Origin of the sequence: Actinomadura sp. 9N407, assembly GCF_044326315.1 — a bacterium.
GTDB lineage: Bacteria > Actinomycetota > Actinomycetes > Streptosporangiales > Streptosporangiaceae > Spirillospora.
The window spans coordinates 242,185-266,642 of sequence record NZ_JBIRAW010000010.1; the positions used below are offsets into that span (position 1 = coordinate 242,185).

At 69.4% G+C, this 24,458-nt stretch carries 26 protein-coding genes; 11 read left to right on the forward strand and 15 right to left on the reverse strand.

Features of this window, described 5'->3' with window-relative positions; genetic code table 11:
- The first annotated feature begins 5 nt into the window (after window positions 1–5).
- Window positions 6–362 (forward strand): DUF4288 domain-containing protein, encoded by a 357-nt coding sequence (locus ACH34Q_RS18550; RefSeq protein WP_395984202.1) that lies wholly within the window; start codon window positions 6–8, stop codon window positions 360–362.
- 64 nt (window positions 363–426) lie between these two features.
- Here ACH34Q_RS18550 and ACH34Q_RS18555 read toward each other — a convergent pair whose 3' ends face one another.
- Window positions 427–615, reverse strand: coding sequence for a hypothetical protein (locus ACH34Q_RS18555; RefSeq protein ID WP_395984203.1), 189 nt, complete (start codon window positions 613–615; stop codon window positions 427–429).
- A gap of 414 nt (window positions 616–1,029) precedes the next feature.
- Here ACH34Q_RS18555 and ACH34Q_RS18560 point away from each other — a divergent pair, with 414 nt between their 5' ends.
- Together ACH34Q_RS18560 and ACH34Q_RS18565 are read left to right on the forward strand one after the other, a co-directional pair.
- Window positions 1,030–1,881, forward strand: a complete 852-nt coding sequence (locus ACH34Q_RS18560) for a helix-turn-helix domain-containing protein (protein WP_395984204.1) — start codon at window positions 1,030–1,032, stop codon at window positions 1,879–1,881.
- 253 nt (window positions 1,882–2,134) lie between these two features.
- The gene (locus tag ACH34Q_RS18565; RefSeq protein WP_395984205.1) at window positions 2,135–2,317 is read left to right on the forward strand and encodes a DUF397 domain-containing protein; all 183 of its coding nucleotides are present in this window, start codon (window positions 2,135–2,137) and stop codon (window positions 2,315–2,317) included.
- 17 nt (window positions 2,318–2,334) lie between these two features.
- On the opposite strand, the gene ACH34Q_RS18570 is transcribed toward ACH34Q_RS18565, so the two are convergent.
- The gene (locus ACH34Q_RS18570; RefSeq protein ID WP_395984206.1) at window positions 2,335–2,949 is read right to left on the reverse strand and encodes a hypothetical protein; all 615 of its coding nucleotides are present in this window, start codon (window positions 2,947–2,949) and stop codon (window positions 2,335–2,337) included.
- A gap of 353 nt (window positions 2,950–3,302) precedes the next feature.
- Here ACH34Q_RS18570 and ACH34Q_RS18575 point away from each other — a divergent pair, with 353 nt between their 5' ends.
- Window positions 3,303–3,656: a thioesterase family protein gene (locus ACH34Q_RS18575; RefSeq protein WP_395984207.1), complete on the forward strand. Its 354-nt coding sequence runs from the start codon at window positions 3,303–3,305 to the stop codon at window positions 3,654–3,656.
- Here ACH34Q_RS18575 and ACH34Q_RS18580 read toward each other — a convergent pair.
- Window positions 3,634–4,149, reverse strand: coding sequence for a GNAT family N-acetyltransferase (locus ACH34Q_RS18580; RefSeq protein WP_395984208.1), 516 nt, complete (start codon window positions 4,147–4,149; stop codon window positions 3,634–3,636). The genes ACH34Q_RS18575 and ACH34Q_RS18580 overlap by 23 nt on opposite strands.
- A gap of 286 nt (window positions 4,150–4,435) precedes the next feature.
- Here ACH34Q_RS18580 and ACH34Q_RS18585 point away from each other — a divergent pair, with 286 nt between their 5' ends.
- Complete coding sequence (locus ACH34Q_RS18585; RefSeq protein WP_395984209.1) at window positions 4,436–5,680, forward strand: MFS transporter; 1,245 nt, start codon at window positions 4,436–4,438, stop codon at window positions 5,678–5,680.
- 410 nt (window positions 5,681–6,090) lie between these two features.
- Here the strand turns inward: ACH34Q_RS18585 and ACH34Q_RS18590 are convergent, their stop codons facing one another.
- The 3 genes from ACH34Q_RS18590 to ACH34Q_RS18600 form a co-directional block, all read right to left on the reverse strand.
- Window positions 6,091–6,978 (reverse strand): ABC transporter permease, encoded by an 888-nt coding sequence (locus tag ACH34Q_RS18590; RefSeq protein ID WP_395984210.1) that lies wholly within the window; start codon window positions 6,976–6,978, stop codon window positions 6,091–6,093.
- 34 nt (window positions 6,979–7,012) lie between these two features.
- On the reverse strand, window positions 7,013–9,568 hold the full coding sequence (locus ACH34Q_RS18595) for an alpha/beta fold hydrolase (protein ID WP_395984211.1): 2,556 nt from the start codon (window positions 9,566–9,568) through the stop codon (window positions 7,013–7,015).
- A 160-nt stretch (window positions 9,569–9,728) separates the two neighbouring features.
- Complete coding sequence (locus ACH34Q_RS18600) at window positions 9,729–10,385, reverse strand: TetR family transcriptional regulator (protein ID WP_395984212.1); 657 nt, start codon at window positions 10,383–10,385, stop codon at window positions 9,729–9,731.
- Between the two features lie 125 nt (window positions 10,386–10,510).
- Here ACH34Q_RS18600 and ACH34Q_RS18605 point away from each other — a divergent pair, with 125 nt between their 5' ends.
- Both ACH34Q_RS18605 and ACH34Q_RS18610 read left to right on the forward strand, forming a co-directional pair.
- Window positions 10,511–13,048, forward strand: coding sequence for an MFS transporter (locus ACH34Q_RS18605; protein ID WP_395984213.1), 2,538 nt, complete (start codon window positions 10,511–10,513; stop codon window positions 13,046–13,048).
- Window positions 13,049–13,092: 44 nt separating this feature from the next.
- Entirely contained in the window at window positions 13,093–13,920 is an 828-nt protein-coding gene (locus tag ACH34Q_RS18610) for a YceI family protein (protein ID WP_395984214.1), read from the forward strand.
- Between the two features lie 135 nt (window positions 13,921–14,055).
- Here ACH34Q_RS18610 and ACH34Q_RS18615 read toward each other — a convergent pair whose 3' ends face one another.
- The 4 genes from ACH34Q_RS18615 to ACH34Q_RS18630 all read right to left on the reverse strand — a co-directional run bounded on the left by ACH34Q_RS18615 (window position 14,056) and on the right by ACH34Q_RS18630 (window position 16,933).
- Window positions 14,056–15,486: a hypothetical protein gene (locus ACH34Q_RS18615; protein WP_395984215.1), complete on the reverse strand. Its 1,431-nt coding sequence runs from the start codon at window positions 15,484–15,486 to the stop codon at window positions 14,056–14,058.
- A gap of 90 nt (window positions 15,487–15,576) precedes the next feature.
- Window positions 15,577–15,780, reverse strand: a complete 204-nt coding sequence (locus ACH34Q_RS18620; protein WP_395984216.1) for a DUF397 domain-containing protein — start codon at window positions 15,778–15,780, stop codon at window positions 15,577–15,579.
- A gap of 64 nt (window positions 15,781–15,844) precedes the next feature.
- Entirely contained in the window at window positions 15,845–16,060 is a 216-nt protein-coding gene (locus tag ACH34Q_RS18625; protein ID WP_395984217.1) for a DUF397 domain-containing protein, read from the reverse strand.
- Between the two features lie 18 nt (window positions 16,061–16,078).
- A complete protein-coding gene (locus tag ACH34Q_RS18630; protein ID WP_395984218.1) occupies window positions 16,079–16,933 on the reverse strand; it encodes a helix-turn-helix domain-containing protein in 855 nt (284 codons plus the stop codon).
- Between the two features lie 183 nt (window positions 16,934–17,116).
- On the opposite strand from ACH34Q_RS18630, the gene ACH34Q_RS18635 reads away from it, so the two are divergent.
- From ACH34Q_RS18635 to ACH34Q_RS18645, 3 genes are read left to right on the forward strand one after another with little or no spacing between them, the layout of a single operon-like run.
- Window positions 17,117–17,440: a hypothetical protein gene (locus tag ACH34Q_RS18635; protein ID WP_395984219.1), complete on the forward strand. Its 324-nt coding sequence runs from the start codon at window positions 17,117–17,119 to the stop codon at window positions 17,438–17,440.
- Window positions 17,437–17,859: an ATP-binding protein gene (locus ACH34Q_RS18640; RefSeq protein WP_395984220.1), complete on the forward strand. Its 423-nt coding sequence runs from the start codon at window positions 17,437–17,439 to the stop codon at window positions 17,857–17,859. The genes ACH34Q_RS18635 and ACH34Q_RS18640 overlap by 4 nt, the downstream gene beginning before the upstream one ends.
- On the forward strand, window positions 17,856–18,269 hold the full coding sequence (locus ACH34Q_RS18645) for a hypothetical protein (protein ID WP_395984221.1): 414 nt from the start codon (window positions 17,856–17,858) through the stop codon (window positions 18,267–18,269). Before ACH34Q_RS18640 ends, ACH34Q_RS18645 begins: the two co-directional genes overlap by 4 nt.
- 6 nt (window positions 18,270–18,275) lie before the next feature.
- On the opposite strand, the gene ACH34Q_RS18650 is transcribed toward ACH34Q_RS18645, so the two are convergent.
- Window positions 18,276–19,070, reverse strand: coding sequence for an SDR family oxidoreductase (locus ACH34Q_RS18650; protein WP_395984222.1), 795 nt, complete (start codon window positions 19,068–19,070; stop codon window positions 18,276–18,278).
- Window positions 19,071–19,182: 112 nt separating this feature from the next.
- On the opposite strand from ACH34Q_RS18650, the gene ACH34Q_RS18655 reads away from it, so the two are divergent.
- Window positions 19,183–19,707 carry a hypothetical protein gene (locus tag ACH34Q_RS18655; RefSeq protein ID WP_395984223.1) on the forward strand — a complete coding sequence of 175 codons (525 nt, stop codon included), beginning with the start codon at window positions 19,183–19,185 and terminating at the stop codon, window positions 19,705–19,707.
- A gap of 101 nt (window positions 19,708–19,808) precedes the next feature.
- Here the strand turns inward: ACH34Q_RS18655 and ACH34Q_RS18660 are convergent, their stop codons facing one another.
- The 4 genes from ACH34Q_RS18660 to ACH34Q_RS18675 form a co-directional block, all read right to left on the reverse strand.
- The gene (locus ACH34Q_RS18660; RefSeq protein WP_395984224.1) at window positions 19,809–20,228 is read right to left on the reverse strand and encodes a DUF2809 domain-containing protein; all 420 of its coding nucleotides are present in this window, start codon (window positions 20,226–20,228) and stop codon (window positions 19,809–19,811) included.
- Between the two features lie 283 nt (window positions 20,229–20,511).
- Window positions 20,512–21,288, reverse strand: a complete 777-nt coding sequence (locus tag ACH34Q_RS18665) for a SecDF P1 head subdomain-containing protein (RefSeq protein ID WP_395984225.1) — start codon at window positions 21,286–21,288, stop codon at window positions 20,512–20,514.
- A gap of 128 nt (window positions 21,289–21,416) precedes the next feature.
- Entirely contained in the window at window positions 21,417–22,493 is a 1,077-nt protein-coding gene (locus ACH34Q_RS18670) for a 2-oxoacid:ferredoxin oxidoreductase subunit beta (RefSeq protein ID WP_395984226.1), read from the reverse strand.
- Window positions 22,486–24,324, reverse strand: coding sequence for a 2-oxoacid:acceptor oxidoreductase subunit alpha (locus tag ACH34Q_RS18675; RefSeq protein ID WP_395984227.1), 1,839 nt, complete (start codon window positions 24,322–24,324; stop codon window positions 22,486–22,488). The genes ACH34Q_RS18670 and ACH34Q_RS18675 overlap by 8 nt, the downstream gene beginning before the upstream one ends.
- Between the last annotated feature and the right edge of the window lie 134 nt (window positions 24,325–24,458).

The window sequence follows — 24,458 nt, forward strand, 5'->3', positions numbered from 1 at the left end:
AGCGGATGGACGAACCGGGCTGGTACGGAGTCCGCTGCGTCTTCCGCTGGTCTCACGAGGAAGAGCGGTTGTACGAAGAGAACGTGACCATCTGGCGTGCGGCTTCCTTCGACGAGGCCATCGCCAAGGCCGAAACCGAGGCCCTCGAGTACGCGGCGACGTGTAACGGGCGGTACCTGGATTTCGCTCAGGCGTACTTCATCGGCGAGGACGAGATGATCGGCGAAGGCTCCGAGGTCTTCTCTCTGATGCGCACGAGCGAACTCGATCGAGACGCCTACGTCACCAGGTACTTCGACACAGGCCAAGAGCGCCAGCGGATCCTGGCCGAGGATGGACCTTCGGCCGGCCGAGCCGAGTAGCTCTCACGCGAGGCCCTCAGATCGCGCCTTGTGATGGTGATCTCGTGTGCTGTCGGTGGGCTGGTCAACTCGTGACCAGCTCGATGGTTCCGCGAGCGCCGATGAGTATCACGAACAGCGCCGCCATCCCGGAGAGGGATACGAGCTGGGGCCTGAAGTCGATCAGAGTGGGGCTTCGGTACAGGGCGACCGTGCAGAAGACCAGCCCGAGACCGACCAGCAAGGCGCCCGGCCCCCAGAGGAGTTCGCTCAAGGTCTTCCTCTCGCTCGGAGCCGGCGCCCTTCGAAGCCCGTTGACTCGTGGCGTGTTCGGCTCTGGCCGTGTTGTTCCATACGAACACGCCACGAGTCAACGGGTGGCGCGCCGGTGAACGTGGGTGGACACGGTACTGATGCTGGCTCCTGTGTGGGGCGGCCGGCTCTCCGCGGCGGCGGTGCCGGTCGGCGATCCAGTCCGGTCCCGGCGAGGCTGCGCGCTGGTTGCCGAAACGACTGATCAGGTGCGGGGGTATGGGGCGTTCCAGGAAAGTACATGGACGCCTCTATAGCCATCCCGTAGGTGGCGTGATGCACTAGTCTGAACGCCCTAGGCACAGTGCAAGGTCGCTCCATGCCTCATGGCACTTGCGACTCGGGATGCTAAGGACATGTAGAGACAGGTAGGGGCATGCCGGACAGTCCGACCGTGCATCAGCGGCGTCTTCGCATCGAGCTGCGCGCGGCGCGCGAAGCGGCCGGGCTGACCCAGGAACAGGCGGCCAAAGCGCAGGAATGGTCGCTTTCGAAAATCATCAGGATCGAGGCGGGGACGGTCCGGGTCACCGTGACCGACGTCAAGGTTCTGTTGCAGCTCTACGGGGTTCCCGAAGAACGTGTGGGCGATGTGCTGAAACTTGCCCGTGCGGCCCGCGAGCAAGGATGGTGGAACCGTTATCGCCGGGTTCTCGGTCAGCAGATGCTCGATTTCATCGGGTACGAGTCGGCGGCAAAAGTCATCCATGAGTTCCAGCCGCTGATCCTGCCCGGACTACTGCAGACCAGGGCGTACGCGCACGAGATCATCTCCCGGCTGCGCGAGCAGGCCTCCGGTGAGGAGGTCAACGACCTGGTCGACGTCCGGATGCGCCGCCAGGAGATCTTCGATCGAGAGGATCCGCTGGAGTTCTTCTTTCTCATCGACGAATCCGTGGTGCGCCGGCTGGTCGGTGGTACGGCGGTGATGCGGGCTCAGTTGGCGCATCTGCTGGAGATGGCCAAGCGGCCGAATGTGACGATCGAGATCGTGCCGCTGAACGCCGGTGCGCATGGCGGGCTCGTGGGGCAGTTCAAACTGCTCGAGTTCGGCGATGTGCAGGACGATCCCGTGCTCTACCTGGAAGGCGCCCAGGGTGATGTGGTCGGGCGCGACTACCGTGAAGAAATCGCGCTGTACCGGGAGCGGTTCGAGACGCTGCGCGGTATCTCGCTTGGTCCAGTAGGCTCGGCCGTGCTTCTCAGCAACCTCGCCGAAACGCTTTGATTGCACCGCAGGTCCACTGGCGTAGCTGATCTCTCCTATGGCCTGATCTCCGGACAGCGCCTACACTCTGACCTTGACAGGGTGCGACACGGCGTTGTGGTGGACTCTGCAATCCGGCGCGGAAGAGGTGAGCCGAGGTTGATGGCGTTCGCCGAACGTGACAATACGACGTGTTCCCGCGGTCATTCCGCAGGATTATGCCTCTTCGGATTCTGACATCCGTGGTGCGGCGACCGGGCCGTTGGAGAGGGGCGTGCACACGTTGGAGAGGCCACAGTTGAGCTGGCGCAAAAGCCGCCGGAGCGGTGGGGGAGACTGCGTGCAGGTCGCGCGGCACGGGCGCATGGTCCTCATCCGCGACTCCAAGGACTGCGACGACCGTACTCTGGCACTTTCCCGTGCCCAGTGGATCGCCCTCGTCCGTGCACTTTCCTGATCATCGTTCATTCGGTCTCAGTTGTGCCGGGTTCCGGTTTCGTGGTGGATGTAGCCCCGGTAGCGGACCTGCTTGATCTCCACTTCGAGCTGGATGAACGTGTCCGGGGCCAGGACGCAGAAGCCGGTGCGGATCACATCGTCGTAGAGCGACTCCGACACGGCCAGGGCGAGATCCCGATCCGGATGCTCGGTGAGGTAGTCGCGCAGCGGGGCCGCGTCGAGCAGCCGGCAGACGACGATCGGCGCGTCTCCTGCCGGGCCGAGCGGGCCCGAGATCATCGTTCCGTGGTGGAGCGCCAGCCGCAGGCGCAGGCGTGACTCCCGGGGCCGGCGACGGTTGAGGCCGGCGAGCCCGGTCTCCAGGGCCCGGGTGAACGCGCCGACCGTTCGCAGAATGTCGGTGTTCGCCGGGAAGGCCACGAGTTCGCCGTCGCCGGCTCCCTGGCGGTACCAGCCGTTCGTCCCGAGCCCGGTGCGGTGGGCGGACTCGTCGATCAGGCAGCGCAGGTCGTTCTGTGCGGTGAGCTGCCGCTGGGCGTCCAGACGGCTGTATTTCTCCACGTCCACCGCCAGGAACAGGCGGTAGACGAGCCCGTGCGCCGATTTGGGTCCAACTCGCCAAGGCCACATGCGCTGTCCCGGAGGGTGAGGTCGATGTACCGATTCTGCCCTACGCGATGTGCGATGTGGAGTAAGGGAGTAGGTCGGTTAGACATATGGCTCTTTGCCGATAGCACCTGTGTCATTGCCCCCGAAGTGGCCATCTGGCGATGACCAGGGAAAATCGCTGAACGTAACAGCGCATTCGCGAACGTGGTCGCTGTCTGCCATGTGGCTAATCGTCGTATGTCTGAACGCTGCGTTGCAGCACGCCGTCTGGCCGCCCTGCTAGTGGACGGCACGCCGCGATCGTGATCCCATTGCCGCGTCGGCGGCCGTTCGGGTGGAAAGGGGAGCCGGTGGAGGCGGGACTTCGAGGTGAAGTGGAAGTCGTGGTGGGACGGGACGACACCGCTGAGCAGGTGGGGAGTGGTGATCTGCCTGTTCTGGGGACGCCTCGGCTGCTGGCGTTCATGGAGGGCGCGACCGTCCAGGCGGTACGGGGACACCTGGACGAGGGACGGACGTCGGTCGGGACGCGGGTGGAGCTGGAGCATCTGGCCGCCAGTCCTGTGGGCATGCGTGTGACCGTCGTGGCCGAACTGGTGGAGGTGGACGGCCGGCGGCTGGCGTTCGAGGTGAACGCGACCGACGGGAACGGCACGGTGGTCGCCCGGGGGAGGATCGAGCGGGCCGTGGTGGATCAGGAGCGGTTCATGGCGCGGCTTCCTCGTTGACGCTGCGCTTCTGGCCGTAGATGTGGACGGTACGGCCGCGGTACTCGGTGTCGTGCAGGTGGGTGTGCCCGATCCGTTCGGCCACGGCGATCGAACGGTGGTTGCCCGGCAGGATGACCGAGATGACGTCGTCGGCGTCCAGGGCGCTGAAGCAGTAGGCGAGGGCGGCCTGGGCGGCCTCGGTGGCGTAGCCCTTGCCCCAGTGCTCGCGGGCCAGGCACCAGCCGATGCCGAGGCCGGGGAAGCCGTGCGGCTGCCAGGGCCCGGCGTGGCCGGCGAAGCGGCCGGTGTCCTTCTCGATGACGGCCCAGTGGGAGAAGCCGCGGATCTCGTGGTGGCCGATGTACGAGGCGAGGCTGCGCCAGGCGTCGTCGGGGGAGTCGCCCACCGGCTCGGCAAGGCCTCCGGTCACCTCGGGGACGAGCATCGCCGCGAAGTCGTCGAAGTCGGCGCCGGTGAGGGGTCGCAGGATGAGGCGTTCGGTCTCCAGCATGAACGCATTGTGGCCGACTTTCCGGCCAGCGGAAGTTCGCGCAGGTCAGTGGGTCAGGTCTCATCGAACATGGTCCATCGCTCAACGTGACCTAGTGCCTGTCTCAAAGTGGCTTCAGCCACCGCGCGAGCGCGTTACCTGTCCGGTGGGGCGATGCCGGAGGCGAGCGTCATCGGGCAGATCGCGAAGCGATGCCGCGCTCGCACAGGCACGGTCAGGTGCGAGCCGCCAGGCGAGCACCGTGGGCCGGGACTCTGAAATACTGTCTACTCACTGGAGGCCGCCGATGGCGACCCGACTCCCACCCGCCCGTGCCTGGGTACTCCCGCTCTGCTGGGCCGCCGTCCTGCTGGACGGCTTCGACCTCGTGGTGCTCGGTACGGTCCTGCCCGTACTGCTGCGCGAGCACATCTGGGACCTGACCCCAGGTACGGCCTCGGCGGTGACCACCGCCGGGCTGGTCGGCATGATGATCGGCGCGCTGGTGATCGGCGCGGTCACCGATGTGATCGGCCGCCGCAAGGCGCTGATCATCGCCGTGACGTCGTTCTCGATCTTCACCGCGCTGTGCGCGCTGGCGCCGTCGGCGGCGGTGTTCGGGCTGCTGCGGTTCCTGGCCGGGCTCGGTCTGGGCGGCTGCCTGCCGACCGCGATCACGCTGGTCGGCGAGTACGCCCGGCGCGGCCGCAGCGGCAGCGCCACCACGACGATCATGACCGGTTACCACGTCGGCGCGGTGATCACCGCGCTGCTGGGCATCGCGGTGATCCCCGCGCTGGGCTGGCGGGCGATGTTCGTGATCGGCGCGGCGCCCGCGCTGGCGCTGGTGCCACTGATGATCAAGTTCCTGCCGGAGTCGGAATCGTTCCTGGCCGCCGAGCGCACCGCGGAGTCGAGGGCCGGCGTGCCGAGGGCCGGCGTGCGGACGCTGTTCGCGAGCGGCCTCGTCCGGACGACGCTGGCGTTCTGGGTCGCGTCGTTCATGGGCCTGCTGCTGGTGTACGGCCTGAACACCTGGCTGCCGGAGATCATGCGGCAGGCGGGCTACCCGCTCGGTGCCGCGCTGAGCCTGCTGCTCACGCTGAACGTGGGTGCCGTGGTCGGCCTGGTCGTGGCCGGGTACGTGGCGGACCGCAAGGGGATCCGGCCGTCCACCATCGCGTGGTTCGGAGCCGCCGCGGTCTTCCTGGCGCTGCTGAGCGTCAAGCTGCCGAGCGTGGGCCTGTACGCGGTGGTGTTCCTGACGGGCTGCTTCGTGTTCAGCGCGCAGGTGCTCGTGTACGCCTATGTGGGCCGCGCGTACCCGGCGTCCGGGCGGGCGACCGCCATGGGGTCGGCCGCGGGCGTGGGGCGGATCGGGGCGATCTGCGGCCCGCTGCTCGGCGGCTCGCTGCTGTCGGCCGGGCTCGCCTACCCGTGGGGCTTCTACGCGTTCGCGGTGGTGGGCGCCTTCGGTGCTGTGGCGGTGTCGGTCGTGGCCGCGCGTCCCGAACGGGAGTTGGTCGACGTGCCCGCGGAGGCGCGCGCCTGACCGTACGAACGCCGCAGGGCCTCGCCGTCGTCGGCGAGGCCCTGCAGGCTGTGTTCCGGGTCTAGTACGCCAGGGTCTAGTACGGCAGGAGGCGACCGGTCGGAGTCCGGAGGTCGAGCGGGCTCGGTTGACGTGGCGGTCTGGGGCGCTTGACGAGCTGCTGCCGTGCCATGGTGATCATCTCCCCCGTCGGGCCGGGTGTTAACCCGTCGATCGAGCCGATGTCGCGCTCATTTCGTTCGACGCGAACATCGAACGAAAGGTTCGCCGAGCTTATGCGACCGCCTCTGCCGATTCGACCGATTTAACGAAGGATATTTTCACGGAACGTATCGACAATGCTGCGTTCGGTGAGGAATAGGGGTCGATGTCGAGACCGGATCCGGCCACGGTTCTCCACCCGGATCCGGCTAGGAAACGATGTCCTTGCTCTGGAACCGGCGGAACGCCAGGGCCAGCAGCACCGCCGAATAGGCCACCGAGATGGCCGCGCCCTTGGCCATGCCGGTCCATTGGATCGTCGGCTGGAGGGCGTCCATCCAGGCCCACATCCAGTGGCTCGGCAGGAAGTCGCGCCAGCCGCCGAGCGCGGTGACCGCGTCCAGGATGTTCGACACGATCACCAGTCCGACCGCGCCACCGACCGCGCCCAGCGGGGAGTCGGTGACGACCGACAGCAGGAACGCCAGCGCCGCCACCACCAGCTGGACGATCAGCGCGTAGCCGATGATGATCCCCATCCGCTGCAGCGCGGTGCTGACCGGGACGGCGCCGCCGGTGGGCAGCTCGACCGGCCCCCAGCCGAACGCGACCGTACCCGCGATCAGCGACATCAGCGGGAGGACGAGCACCGCGGCCGCCGCGTACGAGAGCGAGACGATCAGCTTCTGGCGCAGCAGCCGGGACCGGGGGACCGGCGCCGCCAGCAGGTAGCGCAGCGACGACCAGCCCGCCTCGCTGGCCACGGTGTCGCCGCAGAACAGCGCGACCGCGACCACCAGCAGGAACCCGGTCGCGACGAACAGGGTGAACAGCGCGAAGTTGAGCGCGCTGGAACTGGCGACGTCGACCAGGCTGGGCATCCCGTCCGGGCCCATCTCCTCGCCGCCGATCTGGAACGCGGCCACGAGTACCCAGGGCAGCGCGAGCAGGATCCCGAACGCGAACATCGTCCGCCGGCGCCGGAATTGCCGGATGAACTCCACCCGCAGGGGAAGCGTCCGCCGTACCCGGTACCCCGCAGCCTTCTCCTCGGCAGCGCTCTGAGAGGGAGCCGGTGCGGTAGTGATGTCGCTCATGTCGCCTCCTTGCGGGATGAGTCGCCGCGCTCGCTCATGAGGTGCCTCCGGTACCGATGATCTCCAGGAAGGCGTCCTCGAGGCGGCGGCTGGAGCCGACGATCTCCGATACCGGGCCGGCGGCGACCCGGCGGCCGCGCGACATCACGACCGCGTGCGTGCAGGTCTGCTCGACCTCGGCCAGCAGGTGGCTGGAGACGATCACGGTGCGGCCGGCCGCGGCGTACTTCACCAGGACGTCGCGCATCTCGCGGATCTGCGGCGGGTCGAGGCCGTTGGTGGGCTCGTCCAGGACGAGCAGGTCGGGCAGGCCGAGCATGGCCTGGGCGATGGCGAGCCGCTGGCGCATGCCCTGGCTGTACGTACGGACCGCGCGGTCCAGCGCCGAGCCGAGGTCGGCGATCTCCAGTGCCTCCGCCAGGTGCGACTCGTCCGCCGGCCGGCCGGTGGCGCGCCAGTAGAGGTCGAGGTTGTCGCGGCCGGTCAGGTGCGGCAGGAAGCCGGGCCCCTCGACGAACGAGCCCAGCCGCGACAGCACGGGTGCGCCGGCCGTGACGCGGTGGCCGAAGATCCGGATCTCGCCCGCGTCGGGGTGGATCAGGCCCATCAGCATCCGCAGCGTGGTCGTCTTGCCCGCGCCGTTCGGGCCGAGGAGCCCGAGGACCTGGCCCTTCTCGACGCGGAACGACAGGTCCGCGACGGCGAGGTGGCCGTTGGAGTACGCCTTGGTCAGCCCGTCGATCTCCAGCGGTACGGAGGCCAGTTCCGCCGAGGCGGTGTCCTTGCCCCGGCGGCCCCGGCCCGTGATCAGTAGTCCGGCGGCGATCGCGAGCGCGACGGCCGGCAGGCCCCAGACCCAGCTGGGCGTCGGGGCGGGGGAGGCGGTCAGCGCGGGCACGGTCGGTACGGTCAGCCCGGACACCGCCGCGATCTTGTACGTGGCGGGCGCGGCGGGCGTCGAGAAGCCCATGTCCGTGGTGGACAGGACGACGCGCAGCCGGTGCCCGCGGTCGAACCGGTAGTCCATGGCGGGCAGCGTGACCGTGACCTCGCGGCCGTCGTCGGCGTTCATGACTTGCAGCGGGGCCGCGATCCGCCGCGCGGGCGAGCCCTGCTTGCTGGACGGCCCGACGTCGTACAGCTTGGCGAAGAGGGGGACGTCGCCCTTGCCCGTCACCTTGATCCGTACGGTCGCGGCACCGGTCACCCGGAGCTCCTCGCGTACCGGGGCGGTGTCGAACGTGGCGGACTGGCCGGGCATGTCGATCGCCATCTGCCCCTCGGCCGCGCCCGCCGCGCCCAGGTCACCGAGGTTGCCGAGGGCGCCGAGGCCGGGCAGGGCCGAGATGGACGCGGGGGTCCCGCCCGCCGGGTTGTGGACGGTCTGCTCGCGGCCGGTCAGCGGCAGCGTCTTGGGAGCGCCGTTCAGGCCCGGGTACGTGTCCGCCTTGGCGGGCTCGACGATGACCTCCTGCGTGGAGGAGTCGATGCCGCCGGCGCGGGTGACGGTGAACGCGGCGGGCCGTTCCTCCGGCGAGTCCGGCGTACGGCCGCGCAGCCGCTGGTCGAACCAGCCGCGCACCAGGCCGCGGACCCGTTCGGTCTCCGGGTCGCCGCCGTCGTGGCCGCCCTGGAACCACACCACCGAGACGGGGGTGCCGTTGCGGGCGATGGCGCGCGCGTTGGCGTCGGCCTGGTCGAGCGGGAAGAGGGAGTCGGCCTGGCCCTGGACGATCAGGGCCGGCGCCTTGATCCGGCCGGCGACCAGCTCGGGACTGGACCGGCGCAGCGTCTCGATCGCCTCGTCGGTCGGCCGCCCGGTCTCGGCGATCTCCTGGTACATCGCGCAGAGGGACGGCAGGAAGCGCCCGCACGCGGAGTCGCTCTCGCCCGCGCCGCTGGTGAAGAAGATCCCGGCCCACAGCTTCTTGAAGACGCCCGCGTCGGCGCCCTCACCCCCCGTGCTTGGAGACACGCCGTTGGGGAAGAGCGCGTCGGGCAGGCTGTGCCAGGTGATCTGCGGGGCGATCGCGTCGACCCGCGGGTCGTGCCCGGCGGTCATCAGCGCGATGGCGCCGCCGTACGACTCGCCGGCCATGCCGACCTTGGGGTCTCCGGGACCGTCGAGCTGGACGTCCGGCCGCTCGGCGAGCCAGTCGATGAGCTGCTTGACGTCCTTGACCTCGTAGTCCGGCGAGTTGAGCGCGATCTCCCCGGTGGACTTGCCGAAGCCGCGCGCCGACCAGGCCAGCACGCCGTACCCGTCGCGTGCGAGCTCCTCGGCCTCCTGCCGGACGTCGTCCTTGGAACCGCCGAATCCGTGCCCGAGCAGGACGACCGGTGCCTTCTTCTCGCCGACCGCGCGGTAGAAGGTGGTGTCGAGACTCACCTTCTGGTCGTTCTTGGGCCCGTCCACGACGTCGATGCGCTGAACCTGGGCCCGTACGGGCTCCGCACCCTCCGCCGCGACACCCCACAGCACTCCGCCGCCCGCGAGGACGATCGCCGTACCCGCCAGCGCCGTCCAGCGTGTGGCCGTACGGGCCGTGTCCCATCGCTCCCGGAGCCGTCGCGCTCCCCCCAGCCTCATTGCAGCAGCCTATGTGCCAGGGGATGCGGGCCTCTCCGCCGCTGAGGTGATCTTCCCTGCGCCCGCTGCCGTACGCGCGTGCCGTGAGTTACCTCTCAAGGCGTAGAGGGCTCGGCGGGCAACCGGCTCGGGCAACCGGCTGGGGCGGCGGGGCGCGGGCTCAGCGGTACGGGGTGAGCGCGGCGTCGAACATCGCGGCGACCCGTTCGGTCAGCTCGTCGGGGTCGGTGGCCCGCAGCGGATCGAGTCCGACGACCCGGCGGATCGGGCCGCCGCCCATGATGATCGTCGTGGCCAGGGTGGCCCGGGTCCGGGCGTCGGGACCGTCCAGCTGGTCGATCAGCGGCCCGATCACCAGCCGTTCCATCTGGTCCTGCAGGATGTCCCGTACCTCGGGATTGCCCACCGAACGGTCGAGCATCCGGGGCACCGGGCTGGCCGGGCCGCGATGGGCCTGCCGGACGAAGTGCCTGGCCAGGCGCAGCGGCAGGGGATCGGGGTCGTCCTCGCCGGCGATCACCCGCTGGATGACGTACTCGCCCTCCAGGACCGTGGCGAACAGCGCAGCCTTGGAGCCGAAGTAGCGGTGCACCAGCGCGACGTTGGCGTCCGCGGCGGCCGCGATCATCCGTACGGTGACACCGTCGTAGCCGTGCTCGCCGAACAGGTCACGGGCGGCGTCCAGCAGGCGCTGCCTCGTCGCCTCCCGGTCGCGCTTGTGCCTGGCTCTGGCCTGGCCCTCCGCCGGTACGTCCGGGACCTGCCCATGAGCCTGCGCCGGGGCCTGCCCGGCCGCGGTCTCCGCCTGATCGAGCACGGTTCCAGTATCCCCTCAGGTTGCAAGTAAACGTGCGACTACATACGATACATGCAGAACACAGATAATGAACGGCAGCCACAGAGGGTGAACGGCAGCACAGCGTGACAGCACATGGGGGCAGAGTGGCTCGGACGAGCGCGGCGGCACCGCCGGTGACGCCGGCGCCGGAGCAGGCGCGACCGATATACACGCACCGGCAGATCCTGAAGATCCTGGCCGGGCTGATGATGGCCATGATGACGTCGATGATCTCGACGTCCGTGGTCGGTACCGCGCTGCCGACGATCGTGGGGGATCTCGGCGGGCAGGAGCAGCTCGCCTGGGTGGCCAGCGCCTCACTGCTGACCATGACCGCCTCGACCCCGCTGTGGGGCAAGCTGTCGGACCTGTTCGGGCGCAAGCTGATGTTCCAGAGCGCCCTCATCATCTTCGTGCTGGCCTCGGTCGCCGCCGGACTCTCCCAGGACATCGGGCAGCTGATCGCCGCCCGCACGTTCCAGGGCCTGGGCGTCGGCGGGCTGTCCGCGCTGGCGCAGGTCATCATCGGGGACGTGGTGGAGCCGCGGCAGCGCGGCCGCTACGCCGGCTTCATGGGCGCCGTCTTCGGCGTCTCGACCGTCGCCGGGCCGCTGCTCGGCGGCTTCATCGTGGACGCCGACGGCCTCGGCTGGCGCTGGTGCTTCTACGTGTGCGTCCCGCTCGCCGTGGTCGCCTTCGTGGTCATCCAGAAGGTCCTCAAGCTGCCGAGGATCAAGCGCGACACCAGCCTCGACCTGTTCGGCGCGTTCACCATCACCGGCAGCGCGACCGTGCTGATGCTGCTGCTCTCGCTGGGCGGCAAGGAGTTCGCCTGGAACTCGGTGTGGACCTACGCGATGGGCGCGGGCGTCGTCGTCCTCATCCTGCTGGCGATCGTGGCCGAGCGCCGCGCCACCGACCCGATCCTGCCGCCCCGGCTGTTCCGCAACCGGACCTTCGTGCTGACCGCCATCGCCTCGCTGTGCGTCGGCATCGCGATGTTCGGCGCCATGATCTACCTGCCGCAGTTCCTGCAGATCGTGCACGGCATGAGCCCCACCGCCTCCGGGCTGATGACGGTGCCGATGGTGCTCGGGATGTTCGTCACCTCCACCGTGTCCGGCCAGATCGTGACCCGGACCGGCCGCTGGAAGATCTTCCCGGTGATCGGGCTGGCCTGCGTGGCCGTGTCGCTGTTCCTGCTGTCGCGGCTGGACACCGAGTCCACCAAGCTGGTGATCGGGCTGGACGTGGCCGTGCTCGGCATCGGCATGGGGCTCACCCTGCAGATCCTGATCCTGGCCGCGCAGAACGCCGCCTCCAACAAGGACCTGGCCGCCACCACCTCGGGCGTCTCGTTCTTCCGCAACCTCGGCGGCGCGATGGGCGTGGCCGCGTTCGGCGCGATCATGACCAGCCGGCTGGCCACCGAGCTGCGCGAGGCGCTGGCCGCCGCGCACGTCACGCCCCCGCCCGGAGCGGCCGGCGAGATGGGCTCGCCCGACCAGATCCACCAGATGCCGCAGCCGTTCCAGAGCATCATGCTGGAGTCGTGGACCAAGGCGCTGGAGATGGTCTTCCTGGTCGGCATCCCGATCGCGGTGCTCGGCCTGATCGCGGTGCTCGTCCTGAAGGAACTGCCGCTGCGCGGCGGCTCGGACCACGGCGCCGCGAAGCCGGAGACCATCGCGCCGGCCCCCGTCCCGCTCGCCAAGACCGCCGCCGCACAGTCCGGCCGCCACGCCCGTGGCCGCCAGGAGCTGGTCGGCGTCGGAGCCACCCCGATGAACGGCAGCGGCCCCTCGCTCAACGGCACCCAGCCGCTCGTACGGGCCGAAACGGCGATGCCGCCCATCGTCGCCCACGACCCACCCCCGGGTGGCGGGATCCCGATCCACGGCACCGTCCGCGACGGCGACGGCACCCCGGTGCCATCGGTCGCCCTGACACTGATCGACGCGGGCGGTCAGCAGCTCGGCCGCGCGTTCACCGGGCCGGACGGCGGCTACTCGCTGCCCACCCCCGGCCCCGGCACGTACGTGCTGATCGCGGCCACCGGTGAGCACGAGCCGCAGGCCGCCACGCTGGTGGTCGGCGACAAGCCGGTCGACTTCGACCTGCGGCTGGCCGCCAGCGGGGGCCTCGCCGGTACGGTACGCGGCGCGAGCGGTGTCCCGATCGAGGGCGCGATGGTCGTGGTGACCGACGTCCGGGGCGAGGTCGTCGGTACGGGCCGTACCGGCAACGACGGCACCTTCCTGTTCAAGGAGATCACCGCCGGCTCGTACACCCTCGCGGTCAGCGCGGCCGCGCACCGTCCGATCGCCGTCCAGGCCGAGATCGCCGGCAACGGCCGGGCCAACCTGGACATCGACCTGCCGCCCGGCGCGCAGGTGCGGGGCACGATCCGCAACGACGCGGGCGAGCCGATCGGCGACGCCCGGGTCACCCTGGTCGACGCGGCCGGCAACGTCGTCGCGATGGTCATCACCGGACCGGACGGGGAGTACGCCTTCGCCGACCTGATCGGCGGGCAGTACACCGTGATCGCCTCCGGCTACCCGCCGGTCGCCACCGCCCTGTCCCTGTCGGGCAACGGCCGCGACGAGCACGACATGAAGCTCGGTCACCCGGACGAGTGAGCATCCCGGGCGAGGAGAGCATCCCGGACGAGGAGAGAAAGAGCATGGACGACGCTCGCGGGCCGCGCGGCGCGATACGTACCAAGGACGGCTGGGCGGTACGCAACGCCATCGTCACGGTGACCGACCTGATGGGCCGGCAGGCCACCCGCGTCCAGGCGGGCGAGGACGGCCGGGTGGCGATGGACCCGCTCCCCGGCGGCACCTACACGGTGATCGTGACCGCGATGGGCTACGAGCCCGCCGCGTCCACCCTGATCGTGTCCAGCCGCGGCACCGCCGACCTCGGAACGCTGGTGCTGTCCCGCGCGGGAGGCGCCGACCTGCCCCCGCCCGGCCCGTGGACGATCGACCCGGTGCACTCCAGCGTCGGCGCCGTCGCCCAGCACCTCGGCCTGTCCAGCGTGCGCGGCCGGTTCGGCGCGTTCGAGGGCCGGATCGAGATCGCCGACCGGATCGAGCGGTCCCGGGTGACGGCCCGCATCGACGCCACGTCCATCGACACCGGCAACAAGCTGCGCGACGACCACCTGCGCTCGCCCGACTTCCTGAACGCCGACGCCCATCCGGTGATCACGTACGAGGGCGAGGGCCTCACCGAGACCGGCCCCGACCGCTGGACCGTCCAGGGCCGGCTGACCCTCAACGGCCACACCTGCCCGGTCGCCCTCGACCTGGTCTACCTCGGTACGGGCCCCGACCCGTGGGGCGGCACCCGCGCCGCCTTCCGCGCCACCACCGAACTGAACCGCCGCGACTTCGGCATCCGCTACAGCCAGATCCTGGAGGCTGGAGTCAACGCCGTAGGCGAGAGCCTCAAAGTCGAACTGGAGATCCAGGCCGCCCAAGGCGAAACCCTCCCCGAACCCTGACCCTCCGGTCAGACCATGCGGCGCCGTGCTCCGGCCAGGCGTTCGCCGGTGCGCCGACACCGCTGGGCGCGCTCAGGCGAAGAGTTCGCCGAGTATCTCGGGGGCGATGGGGAGGTAGTCCCAGCAGCACGCGGGTCAGCGGCGCAGGAGCCTCCGCCAGAGCGAGGGCCGGTGCACTCTGGCGTATCCAGCGCAGTTGATGCGGTCCTCGGGGGTGGCGAGCTCTTCGAAGATGGTGGTGGCCTCCTGGCGGACGGCGGCGTCGTCGTCGTACATCTGCGTGAAGAGCAGGTCGTCGCGCAGCAGGGCGGCGCGGGCACGGGCGCTGATCCGGGAGTCGGCGTGCGAGATCAGACCGTGCAGGGCCCGGACCAGCTCCATGCGGTCCTCCAGTTTCCAGGGGGGCGCCCCCAGGACGAACTCCAGGGCGAGGTGGAGCAACGGGACGTCCGGCTCGGCGGTCCGCTCGGTGATGATGCTCTGGGCCACCTGCATGACCTCGGGCAGGTGCGACATGCGCCGGAGGCTGCCGAGGAGCTCATCGTCATGGCCTGGGGGCAGGCCGCGGGCGGCCAGGGCGATCGCCGCGTGGACGATGTCGGCCGGGGGGAGGGCGCCCATGTCGGTGTCCTGGAGTCGCGGTGCGGGCCTGCCGTCCATGGCGTAGACGGCGTCGACGGCCTCGCGGCTGCCCCTGCCGTCCCTGACGTCCGCCGCCAGGAAGATCAGCGAGTCCCGGATCGCGGACTTGGGAGGCGCCTGGTCGCCGGCCTCGTCCAGTTCGACGAGCAGGTGCCACAGGGTCACCCGTCCCTTCGGCGAGGTCGTGGCCTCGAACCGCTCCCGTGCCGGGTCCGGGGTCAGGCCGTAGTCGCGGAGCGTGCCGAGGATGTCATCGAAGGCACGGTCGTGAGGCTGGACGCGGGCGGCCGCGTCCAGCAGCGCGGGCACGGCCTCGCCGGTACGGACGTCCCGCAGTGCCCGCGCGGCCTTCTGGACGCAGTCGCGGTCGGCCAGCGCGGACACGAGCACCGGAGCGGCCCGTGGGTCGCCGAGCCGGTGAAGCGCCTCGACGACGCCCTGTTTGAGCTGGACGGGGGCCCGGTACTCGTCCCGTATGGACGCGGGGGGAAGGGTCTCGGTACGGACTGTGCGGTAGGGCTCGGTGTCGGCCCTGCCGCCGTGCTCGGCGCGGAGCATGCGGCCCTCGGAGTACCAGGCGTCCCACGCCCGAAGGAGCCAGGTGAGCCGTTCGCGGTGCCGGGCGGAGGCGTCCAGGAGGTCTTCCAGCCGCTGGACGAGCGCCGGAACGGCTTCGGGCCTCCGCTCCTCCAGCGCGGCGATGGCCTTCTCGCGCAGGCTGTCGCCCCCGTAAGCGGGGGTGCTCCAGATCGCCAGGTTGCCGATCAGGACATCCAGATCCTCGGCCAATCCGGTCACCGTCCTTGACGCCGGGGGGACGTAGGCGGACAGTCTCACATGATCAGCGAGTGCGGGCGAGCCCTCGGTGAACCGTCGTTCGCGGAAGTCGCGGTCGAGCCGGTTGAACCCGCCAAGCGGTTCCATAGCGTCATCACAGAGGCCGCGCTCCGATATCGACTGTGCGCGGACTGACTTCGATCTCGAACTGCCCTGCTGGCAGCGACGTGCGGGGCGTTAGCCGTGCCGGCCGTTCCGGACTTGGGTGATGAACGTGGCCCAAGCCTGCGGGCCGAACTTGAGGTGGCCAGCGTCGGGAGCCTTGCTGTCTCGTACACCGATGCTCGTCGAGAGGGCGGCGACCTCGACGCAGGCGCCGCCTGCACCGTTGCTGTGGCTGCTCTTGCGCCATGTCGTGCTGGAAAGACTCGGCGAGGACATGTCGCGCTTCCTCTCAGTCGTCAGGTCAGGGCCTTGCTGAGACGATGCCATGCTGAGGCTGAGGCTAGAGGTCGTACGCACCCGCCTTGACCATCTGGGCGAAAGCCGTCCACGCGTCCGGGTCGAGGGACAGCGCGGATCCCTCGGGGTCCTTGGAGTCTCTGACGGCAGTCACGCGACTGTCACGGAGGGTGCTGTAGGTGCCAACTTCCACACAGTTTCCGGTTCCTCCGCTGTAGCTACTCGTCCGCCAACGGACCGTGGTCAGGTTTGCTCGCATATGCGCTCCTTCCTGCGGTCAGATCGTATCTGCAGCAAGCGCGCCAAGGAGGTCCCGGGAATCTCGCGGGGAGAGCGCCGCCGCGCGGATGTGGTCGAACGCATCGCCGTAGGTCTTCAGGTCGAGTGGTTTCTCCAAGATCAGTGCGCTGTTCATCGTCTCGATGTAGACAGCCTCTGTCTCGTCTTGTGTGGGGAAGTTGTAGAGCGAGAACGAACCGACCATGGCCGGGTGCTCCCCGGCTGTAAAGGGGAGGACCTGGACGACAACGTTGAGCTTGCCCCGGTCTTTGATCAGGTGTCGCAATTGAGCGGTCATGATCGCTGGACTTCCGACCATCTGTCGCGCTGCCCCTTCGTTGATCACCACCCAGAGTTGCGGGGGATCCTTCTCATTGAGGAGCGCCTGACGGGCCAACCGTACTTCCACGCGCTGGTTGATGACTTCTTGTGAGTCGGTGGGGCGTGCGGCACGGATCACCGCGCGGGCGTAATCCGGCGTCTGGAGCAGGCCAGGTATGAGTGCCTGCTCGTAAGTCCGAATCAACGAGGCTTCGGTTTCGATGCCGATCATGGTCCGCGTCTCGGTGGGCAGGGTGGCGCCGTACGACTCCCACCATCCCCGTTCCCTCGCCTTGCGTGCGATGTCCAGGAGGCGTTCAGCCTGCTTGGCATCGTCTACGCCGTAGAGATCGAGAAGTTTGCGTACATCGGTCGTACTGATCCCGATCTGCCGGTTCTCGATCCGGGACAGCTTCGAGCCCTGCCAGCCCAGTCGCGCTGCGACCTCCGTGATCGACAGTCGTGCGTCGGTCCGCATCCGTCGCAGTTCTGAAGCCAGGCGCCGCCGCCGCATGGTCGGAGATCCTGCCATGGTCGCCTCTTTCAAAAAGCAATTTGTTCTCACTGAGCATATTGCACACGCACCGCAAAGCGTGCATGCTTGCTCACACAGCGTGCCACTCGGGCAACGGGTGGCGCAGGAGAACGAACGGCCCCGGGACGGTGTCATCACCACCGTCCCGGGGCCTCAGCCCGACTGGAAGGAGTCGGACCTGTGGGCAATGTATCGAATCCCTCACTCTCCTCAGATGCTGGCCGGTGGCGGCTGGACTGGGACGCGACCGTGCGGCGGATGCGCCTGCTGACCGACCTGGCGCTGGCCTTGGTGGAGCTGGGCCGGGCCTCGCGTGTGCTGGTAGAGGGCAACGGTCAGGTGGTTCTGACCCTCTGCTCCAGCCGTGGGCCGGTCGGCGTCCTGGCGGTGCATGACGCCGGGGGCTGGGCGTACATATGGGGTGCCTCGCAGCGGTACTCGGCGGACGCGGGCCTGGCCGAGCTGCGGCGGGCGGCCTCCGTACTGGCGGAGGTCGAGCGGTGATCGTGTGGGAGCAGGTGCATACCGAGCGGCTGAGCTCGGGCGGGGATCTGGCCGTACGCGGCGTCCGGGCGTACGTGCGGCGCACGCTGGTGGCGGCGCTGGAAGACCGGGCGCACGACTTCGACCTGGACGACATCGACCTGATGGTCTGCGAGATCACGACCAACGCCGTTCGGCACAGCGCGAGTGGTGACGCGGGCCGGGGCGTGTGGGTGACGATCCTGGTCGCCAAGGAGCGGATCCGGGTGGAGATCCAGGACGACGGCGGCTCGAACGGATGCCCGGTGATTCCGCCGCAGGGGTCGGGCTGGGGTGAGTCCGGACGCGGCCTGATGGTGGTGAACGGACTGGCCGACTGCTGGGGCACACTCCCTGGCGCGCGGGGACGGTTCACGGTCTGGTTCGAGGTGACCGGATGAGTTACGGGGCAACCGTGGTGCGGGAGATCGGGAAGGCTTCGACGGTGGTGCGGCAGTGGGCAGCGGCACGGGTGCGACCCGGTGCGGCGATGGCTCAGCTGGAACGACGGCCGTGCGAGTACGCCGCGTACCCGGAGCTGGTGGTCCTGTTCGTGGCGGGGATACCGCCGGAGGCGAAGCGGGTCTTCGAGGTGTTCGCCGAAGAGGCGCGGACGTGGCGGACGCTGGCGGAGATCGACGCCGAACGGGAACGGATGTGGTCGGGTCACGGCCGTACACAGGATGCGGCGGTGTGCGCCGGGCGGGCGCAGGCGTACCGGCAGGCCGCCGACAACATCGAAGAGGTGCTGATGGACTCGCTTGAGCTGTGGGAGCAGTACGAGCGCCAGGTCATCGAGGGAGACCCATGACCTCTGTTACATCACCCAGCGGCGGAAGCCGCCTTCGGAGTTGAGCACCTGGCCGGTGATCCACGCGCTGTCGTCCGAGGCCAGCCAGCGGATGAGGCGGGCGACGTCGTCCGGCGTTCCCCAGCGGCCGGCGGGCAGCGCTCGGCCGACGCTCGCGGTCAGTTCCTCGTCGGCCCAGCCGGTGTCGACCGGCCCGGGATTGACCGCGTTGACCGTGATGCCGCGATCCGCCAGCGCGTCGGCCAGGCTCAGCGTCATCTGGTGGATCGCGCCCTTGCTGATCGCGTACGGCAGTTCGCGGCTCATCGGCGCCAGGTGCTGTCCGGACGTGAACAGCACGATCCGTCCGCCGGGCCGCCGGTCATCGTGGGCGGCGGCGTACGCCTGAGCCAGCAGGACGGACGCGCGGGCGTTCACCGCCCAGCACAGATCCAGATCGGCGGCCGTCACCTCGTCGAGCCGGCCGAGCGCGCTGCGGGCGTGGTTGGCGACCAGGACGTCCACGGCGCCGAACGTGGTCATGGCCCGTTCCACGACCTGGCGCGGGGCATCCGGATCGGCGAAATCGGCGGCGAGGTGGTCCAGTTGCGGGCTCCTGCCGCCCAGAGCCTCGATCACGTCCTCGATCTCGTCGGCGCCCCAAGGCTGCTCCGCATCGTGCGGCGTCCACGACTGCACCAGCACCCGGGCTCCGGCCGCGAGCAGATCACGGGCGAGGGCGAACCCGATCCCGGCCCGCCGGCTGACTCCCGTGACCACCGCGACCCGGTCCGTCAACGGTCCTTCCGAGTGGATCTTCATCTCGATGAGGCTAGTGGCCTGTCATGAAGCGGGGTCGGCCACCGCCATGACGGATCATGCGCCGTAACGTAAAGTGCGGGATCCGATAGAGCCCACATTGCCGGTGGTGCATGTGACGGAATTCTTGGGGCCGTTGGAACGGGTCGATGGCCGATGGGTCATCGGGGATCCGAGCGGGGGGAACGGCTCGTACCTCGCCCTGACCGCCGAAGGCATGGAGCACCACAAGCCCGGAACGGAAGGCCCCGAAACCGTCGTCCCATGGGCCAGGTTCGTGGATCTGGGAGTGGTCGCCACCACGCGGGCCTGGATGACCACGCGCGGTCTGGGCGTGCTCTCCGGTGAAGGACTGACCATGGGCCCCGACGGCTGCGCAGTGGAGGCGTTCCTGCGCCATCCGTACGAGGACTGGACGGCGCCCTACACCCACCACGAGCGCACCTACACCAATCCTCACGTGGCCCTGGTGGACGAGCTGTTCCGAAAGACGGTCGAGGCAAAGGCCGCGTACCGGCTGGGCGACCCCGACTGGCTGAGTGAGGCCGCCACACAGGTGGCAGCGCTGCACATCCCCTGGTACGGGTACCGCAGGGCAGGCCGGAGAGTGGACGAGATCATCAAGAATCTGCTGAGGTAGCCACGACCCAGCCCTCGCCATGCATTGCCTCTGGTCGGTGGGCCTCGAACCGACGATCTCTTCGTCCCGCGTTCCGGCGAGGCCTCCACGGCCGTCCAAGATCATGACGCGAGGGCGGGCGCCGGCTCTGTGCGCGAACGTGTGCGGGCGCGGAGGAACCAATGCGCGGCGGCCAACGCGATGACGCCGACGGGGTACCAGACGACATCGGTGAGGTCGAACTGGGCGCCCAGCAGCTGGCGCGCGAGCCAGCTGCGTTGGGAGAGTGCGCCGGGTATGGGGGTGAGCTGTGAGAACTCGATGAACCAGCAGTAGGCGATGACGGCACCGCCTGCGGGCAGTGGGGAGATCCGCGGCCGTATGAAGATCACTATCGTGTAGACGATGGCCCCGGACAGGGCGGCGCCCGAGTACTGCTCGATGGGCCCGTCCATCATGGCGCGGATGGCGTAGGCCGCGCCTGCGAAGCCGGCTGCCGATACCACCATCAGCAACCGGGTCCAGCGCACTGGGAGCGACATCGCGCAATCCTGTCACCTCTCACGCGAGCGCGCCGGTGAGCGGGCTGGGGTCTGTCTCAACGTGGCCTCAGCCACCGCGCGAGCGCGCTACCTGGCCGGTGGGTCAAAGCCGAAGGCGAGCCTCACCGGCCAGATCGCGAAGCGATGCCGCGCTCGCACAGGCACCGTGGGCCGGGTCTTGAAACACGTGTTGACTCGTGGCGTGTTCGCCTGGAGCGACATGGCCAGAGGCGAACACGCCACGAGTCAACGTAGGCGGCGGGGCGAGCGGGTGGTGAGTGGGCTAGCGGTTGGCGCCTTTGAGGCTGCGGACCAGGCGGTTGGCCTCGGCGCGGTTGGGCGGGCCGGTGATGACGACCTTGCCGTCCAGGATCGGGGTGTCGACGCGCGGGACCGTGACGAGCCGGTCGCGGACGACGAAGGCCAGGTCGCGGTTCAGGGTGGCGCGGGTCAGGGCGGCGAAGGCGCGGCGGTCGTTGGTACGGAGCGTCACGGCGACGTCGTACGCGCCGCGCGTGCGGGCCTTCTGGATCCCCAGGTCGGCGACCTTGCGGATCGCGATGCCCTGGGACAGCTGGTAGCAGGCGAGGCCGCCGGCGGACTGCCCGGTGATGCCCTGCGTGCCGGCCGGGCACTGGCCCGGAACGGTCTGGATCACCGGGTAGATGTGCAGCGGCGAGGCCAGGGTGACCGGGCGGGTGGTCATCGAGGCCGCGAACAGGCCACCCGTGACGACGACGATGGCGATCAGCAGGGCGAGCATGACGATCATGACCAGCAGGGACGAGCGGTGCTCGCGGGACGCCTTGTCCTGGCGGGCGGCGTTCTGGCGCTGGGCGGTACGGCTGCGCTTGGCGTCGGCGGCGGCCCGGCGGCGCTCGGCGGCGCGGGCGCGGCGGCGCAGGGTCTCCTCGCTGGGCCCGGGGCCGAGTTCGGCCGTGTCGATCCCGGTCTGCGGCAGGGGCTTGGTGATGGGAGGCGCCTGCTGGGGGACCGGACTCCTGGGCGCGGCGTCCTGCGGACCCGTACGGTCCTTGTTACGGCGCGGAACGACCCGCATCGTCACCTCCCGGCTGCATGATCTCCCAGTCTGTCAGGACGCGCGAGGCCCTCGCAGCGTTGACACCGTTTCGGGCATGCCGGAAGGCCCGGCCCCTAGGGGACCGGGCCTTCGCGGGACGTTCCTTCTTAGTCGATCCGCCAGGTGTCGCCGCTGCTGAGCAGTCCGGCCAGGTCGCCCTTGCCCTCGCTCGCGGCGGCCTCCTCCAGCTGGGTGCGCATCAGCCTGTCGTACGACGGACGCTCCACCTGCCGGAAGATCCCGATCGGGGTGTGCTCGAACGCGGGCGAGTCGAGCCGCGACAGCGCGAACGCCTGGGACGGGTCCGGGTTGTGCGAGTCGTGCACCGCGATCTCGGACGTGGACACGTCCGCGGTGTTGACGACCTCGAACGACCCGGACGCGTCGCGGCGCAGGGCCTTCTCACCCTCGGCGCCGAACACGATCGGCTGCCCGTGCTCCAGCCGTACCGTGACGTCGTCGCGCACCGAAGGGTCCTTCAGCGGCTCGAACGCGTTGTCGTTGAAGATGTTGCAGTTCTGGTAGATCTCCACCAGCGCGGTGCCCTCGTGCTGGGCCGCCTCCCGCAGCACCGACTGCAGGTGCTTGCGGTCGGAGTCGATCGTCCGGGCCACGAACGTGCCCTCGGCGCCGAGCGCGAGCGAGATCGGGTTGAACGGCGCGTCCAGCGAGCCCATCGGAGTGGACTTGGTGATCTTGCCGATCTCCGACGTGGGCGAGTACTGGCCCTTGGTCAGCCCGTAGATCCGGTTATTGAAGAGCAGGATCTTCAGGTTGACGTTGCGGCGCAGCGCGTGGATCAGGTGGTTGCCGCCGATCGACAGCGAGTCCCCGTCACCGGTCACCACCCACACCGACAGGTCGGGACGGGACGAGGCCAGCCCGGTCGCGATCGCCGGCGCGCGGCCGTGGATCGAGTGGAACCCGTAGGTGTTCATGTAGTACGGGAACCGCGACGAGCAGCCGATGCCGGAGACGAACGTGATGTTCTCCCGGCGCAGCCCCAGCTCGGGAAGGAACGACTGGACCGCGGCCAGGACCGCGTAGTCCCCGCACCCCGGGCACCAGCGCACCTCCTGGTCGGTCTTGAAGTCCTTCATGGACTGCTTCTTGTCGTCCTTGGGCACCAGGGAGAGGGCGGACCGCCCGCTGCCGTTGACGCCGTTGACGCCGTTCTCACTCACTGTCGATCACATCCAGGATGACGCTCTCCAGTTCGGCGGCCTTGAAGGGCAGGCCGCGGACCTGGTTGTAGCTGATGACGTCGATGAGGAACCGGCCGCGCAGGAGCAGCGCGAGCTGGCCGAGGTTGATCTCGGGAACGACGACCCTGTCGTAGGACCGCAGGACCTGCTCGAGATTCGCGGGGAACGGGTTGAGGTGGCGCAGGTGGGCCTGCGCGACCTGCTTGCCGCCGCGCCGGACGCGCCGTACACCGGCGGAGATGGCGCCGAACGTCCCGCCCCAGCCCAGCACCAGCACCCGGGCGCCGTCGGGGTCGTCGACCTCCAGCGGCGCGATGTCGTTGGCGATGCCGTCGACCTTGGCCTGGCGCAGCCGGACCATCAGGTCGTGGTTGGCCGGGTCGTAGGAGATGTTGCCGGAGCCGTCGGCCTTCTCCAGGCCGCCGATCCGGTGCTCCAGCCCCGGGGTGCCCGGGACGGCCCACGGACGGGCCAGCGTGTCGGGGTCCCGCTTGAACGGCTGGAAGTCCTCCTGGTTCGCCTCGGCGAAGCCCGGCTCGATCGTCGGCAGGGTCTCCACGTCCGGCAGCTTCCACGGCTCGGAGCCGTTGGCCAGGTAGCCGTCCGAGAGCAGGATGACCGGCGTCCGGTACTTGACCGCGATCCGGGCCGCCTCCAGTGCCGCGTCGAAGCAGTCGGAGGGGGAACGGGGCGCGATCACCGGTACCGGGGCCTCGCCGTTGCGGCCGTGCATGGCCTGCAGCAGGTCGGCCTGCTCGGTCTTGGTCGGCAGGCCCGTGGACGGGCCCGCCCGCTGCACGTCGATCACCAGCAGCGGCAGCTCGGTCGCCACGCCCAGGCCGATCGTCTCGCTCTTGAGCGCGAGACCGGGCCCGGAGGTGGTGGTGACACCGAGGGAGCCGCCGAACGAGGCGCCGAGCGCGGCACCGACCGCGGCGATCTCGTCCTCGGCCTGGAACGTCCGCACACCGAACTTCTTGTGCTTGGACAGCTCGTGCAGGATGTCCGAGGCCGGGGTGATCGGGTACGAGCCGAGGTAGATCGGCAGCCCGCTCTGCTCGCCCGCCGCGACCAGCCCGTAGGACAGGGCCACGTTCCCGGTGATGTTGCGGTAGAGCCCGGGGGCGTGCTCGGCCGGCTTGATCTCGTACTGGACCGTGAACGCCTCGGTCGTCTCGCCGTAGCTCCAGCCCGCCTGGAAGGCCGCGATGTTGGCCTTCATGATCTCCGGCTTCTTGGCGAACTTGCGTTCCAGGAAGCCGACCGTCCCCTCGGTGGGACGGTGGTAGAGCCACGACAGCAGGCCGAGGGCGAACATGTTCTTGGCCCGCTCGGCGTCCTTCTTCGACAGGTCGAAGTCGGCCAGCGCGGTCACGGTCATCGAGGTCAGCGGCAGCGCGTGCACGCGATACTCGGCGAGGGAGTCGTCCTCGACCGGGTTGGTCTCGTACCCGACCTTGGCCAGGTTGCGCTTGCCGAACTCGTCGGTGTTGACGATCAGGTCCGCCCCGCGGGGAAGATCCCCGAGGTTGGCCTTGAGGGCGGCGGGATTCATGGCGACCAGGACGTTGGGCGCGTCTCCTGGCGTCAGGATGTCGTGGTCGGCGAAGTGCAGCTGGAAGCTGGACACGCCGGGGAGGGTGCCGGCCGGGGCGCGGATCTCGGCAGGGAAGTTCGGCAGCGTCGACAAGTCATTGCCGAACGCGGCCGTCTCCTGGGTGAAGCGATCGCCGGTCAGCTGCATACCGTCGCCGGAGTCACCGGCGAAACGGATGATGACGCGGTCGAGTTGCTGGACCTGCTTGGTCACAGAGGAAGACCTCCTCGACGAGCAGCACCCGTCCTGGGGGAGGCACCCAGGATCGTGATGCTACTTAGGCTTACCTTCATGGTATGTCCGGGATGGAATGCTCTTCTCGGGGGGCGAGTGGCCAGCCCTGTCTC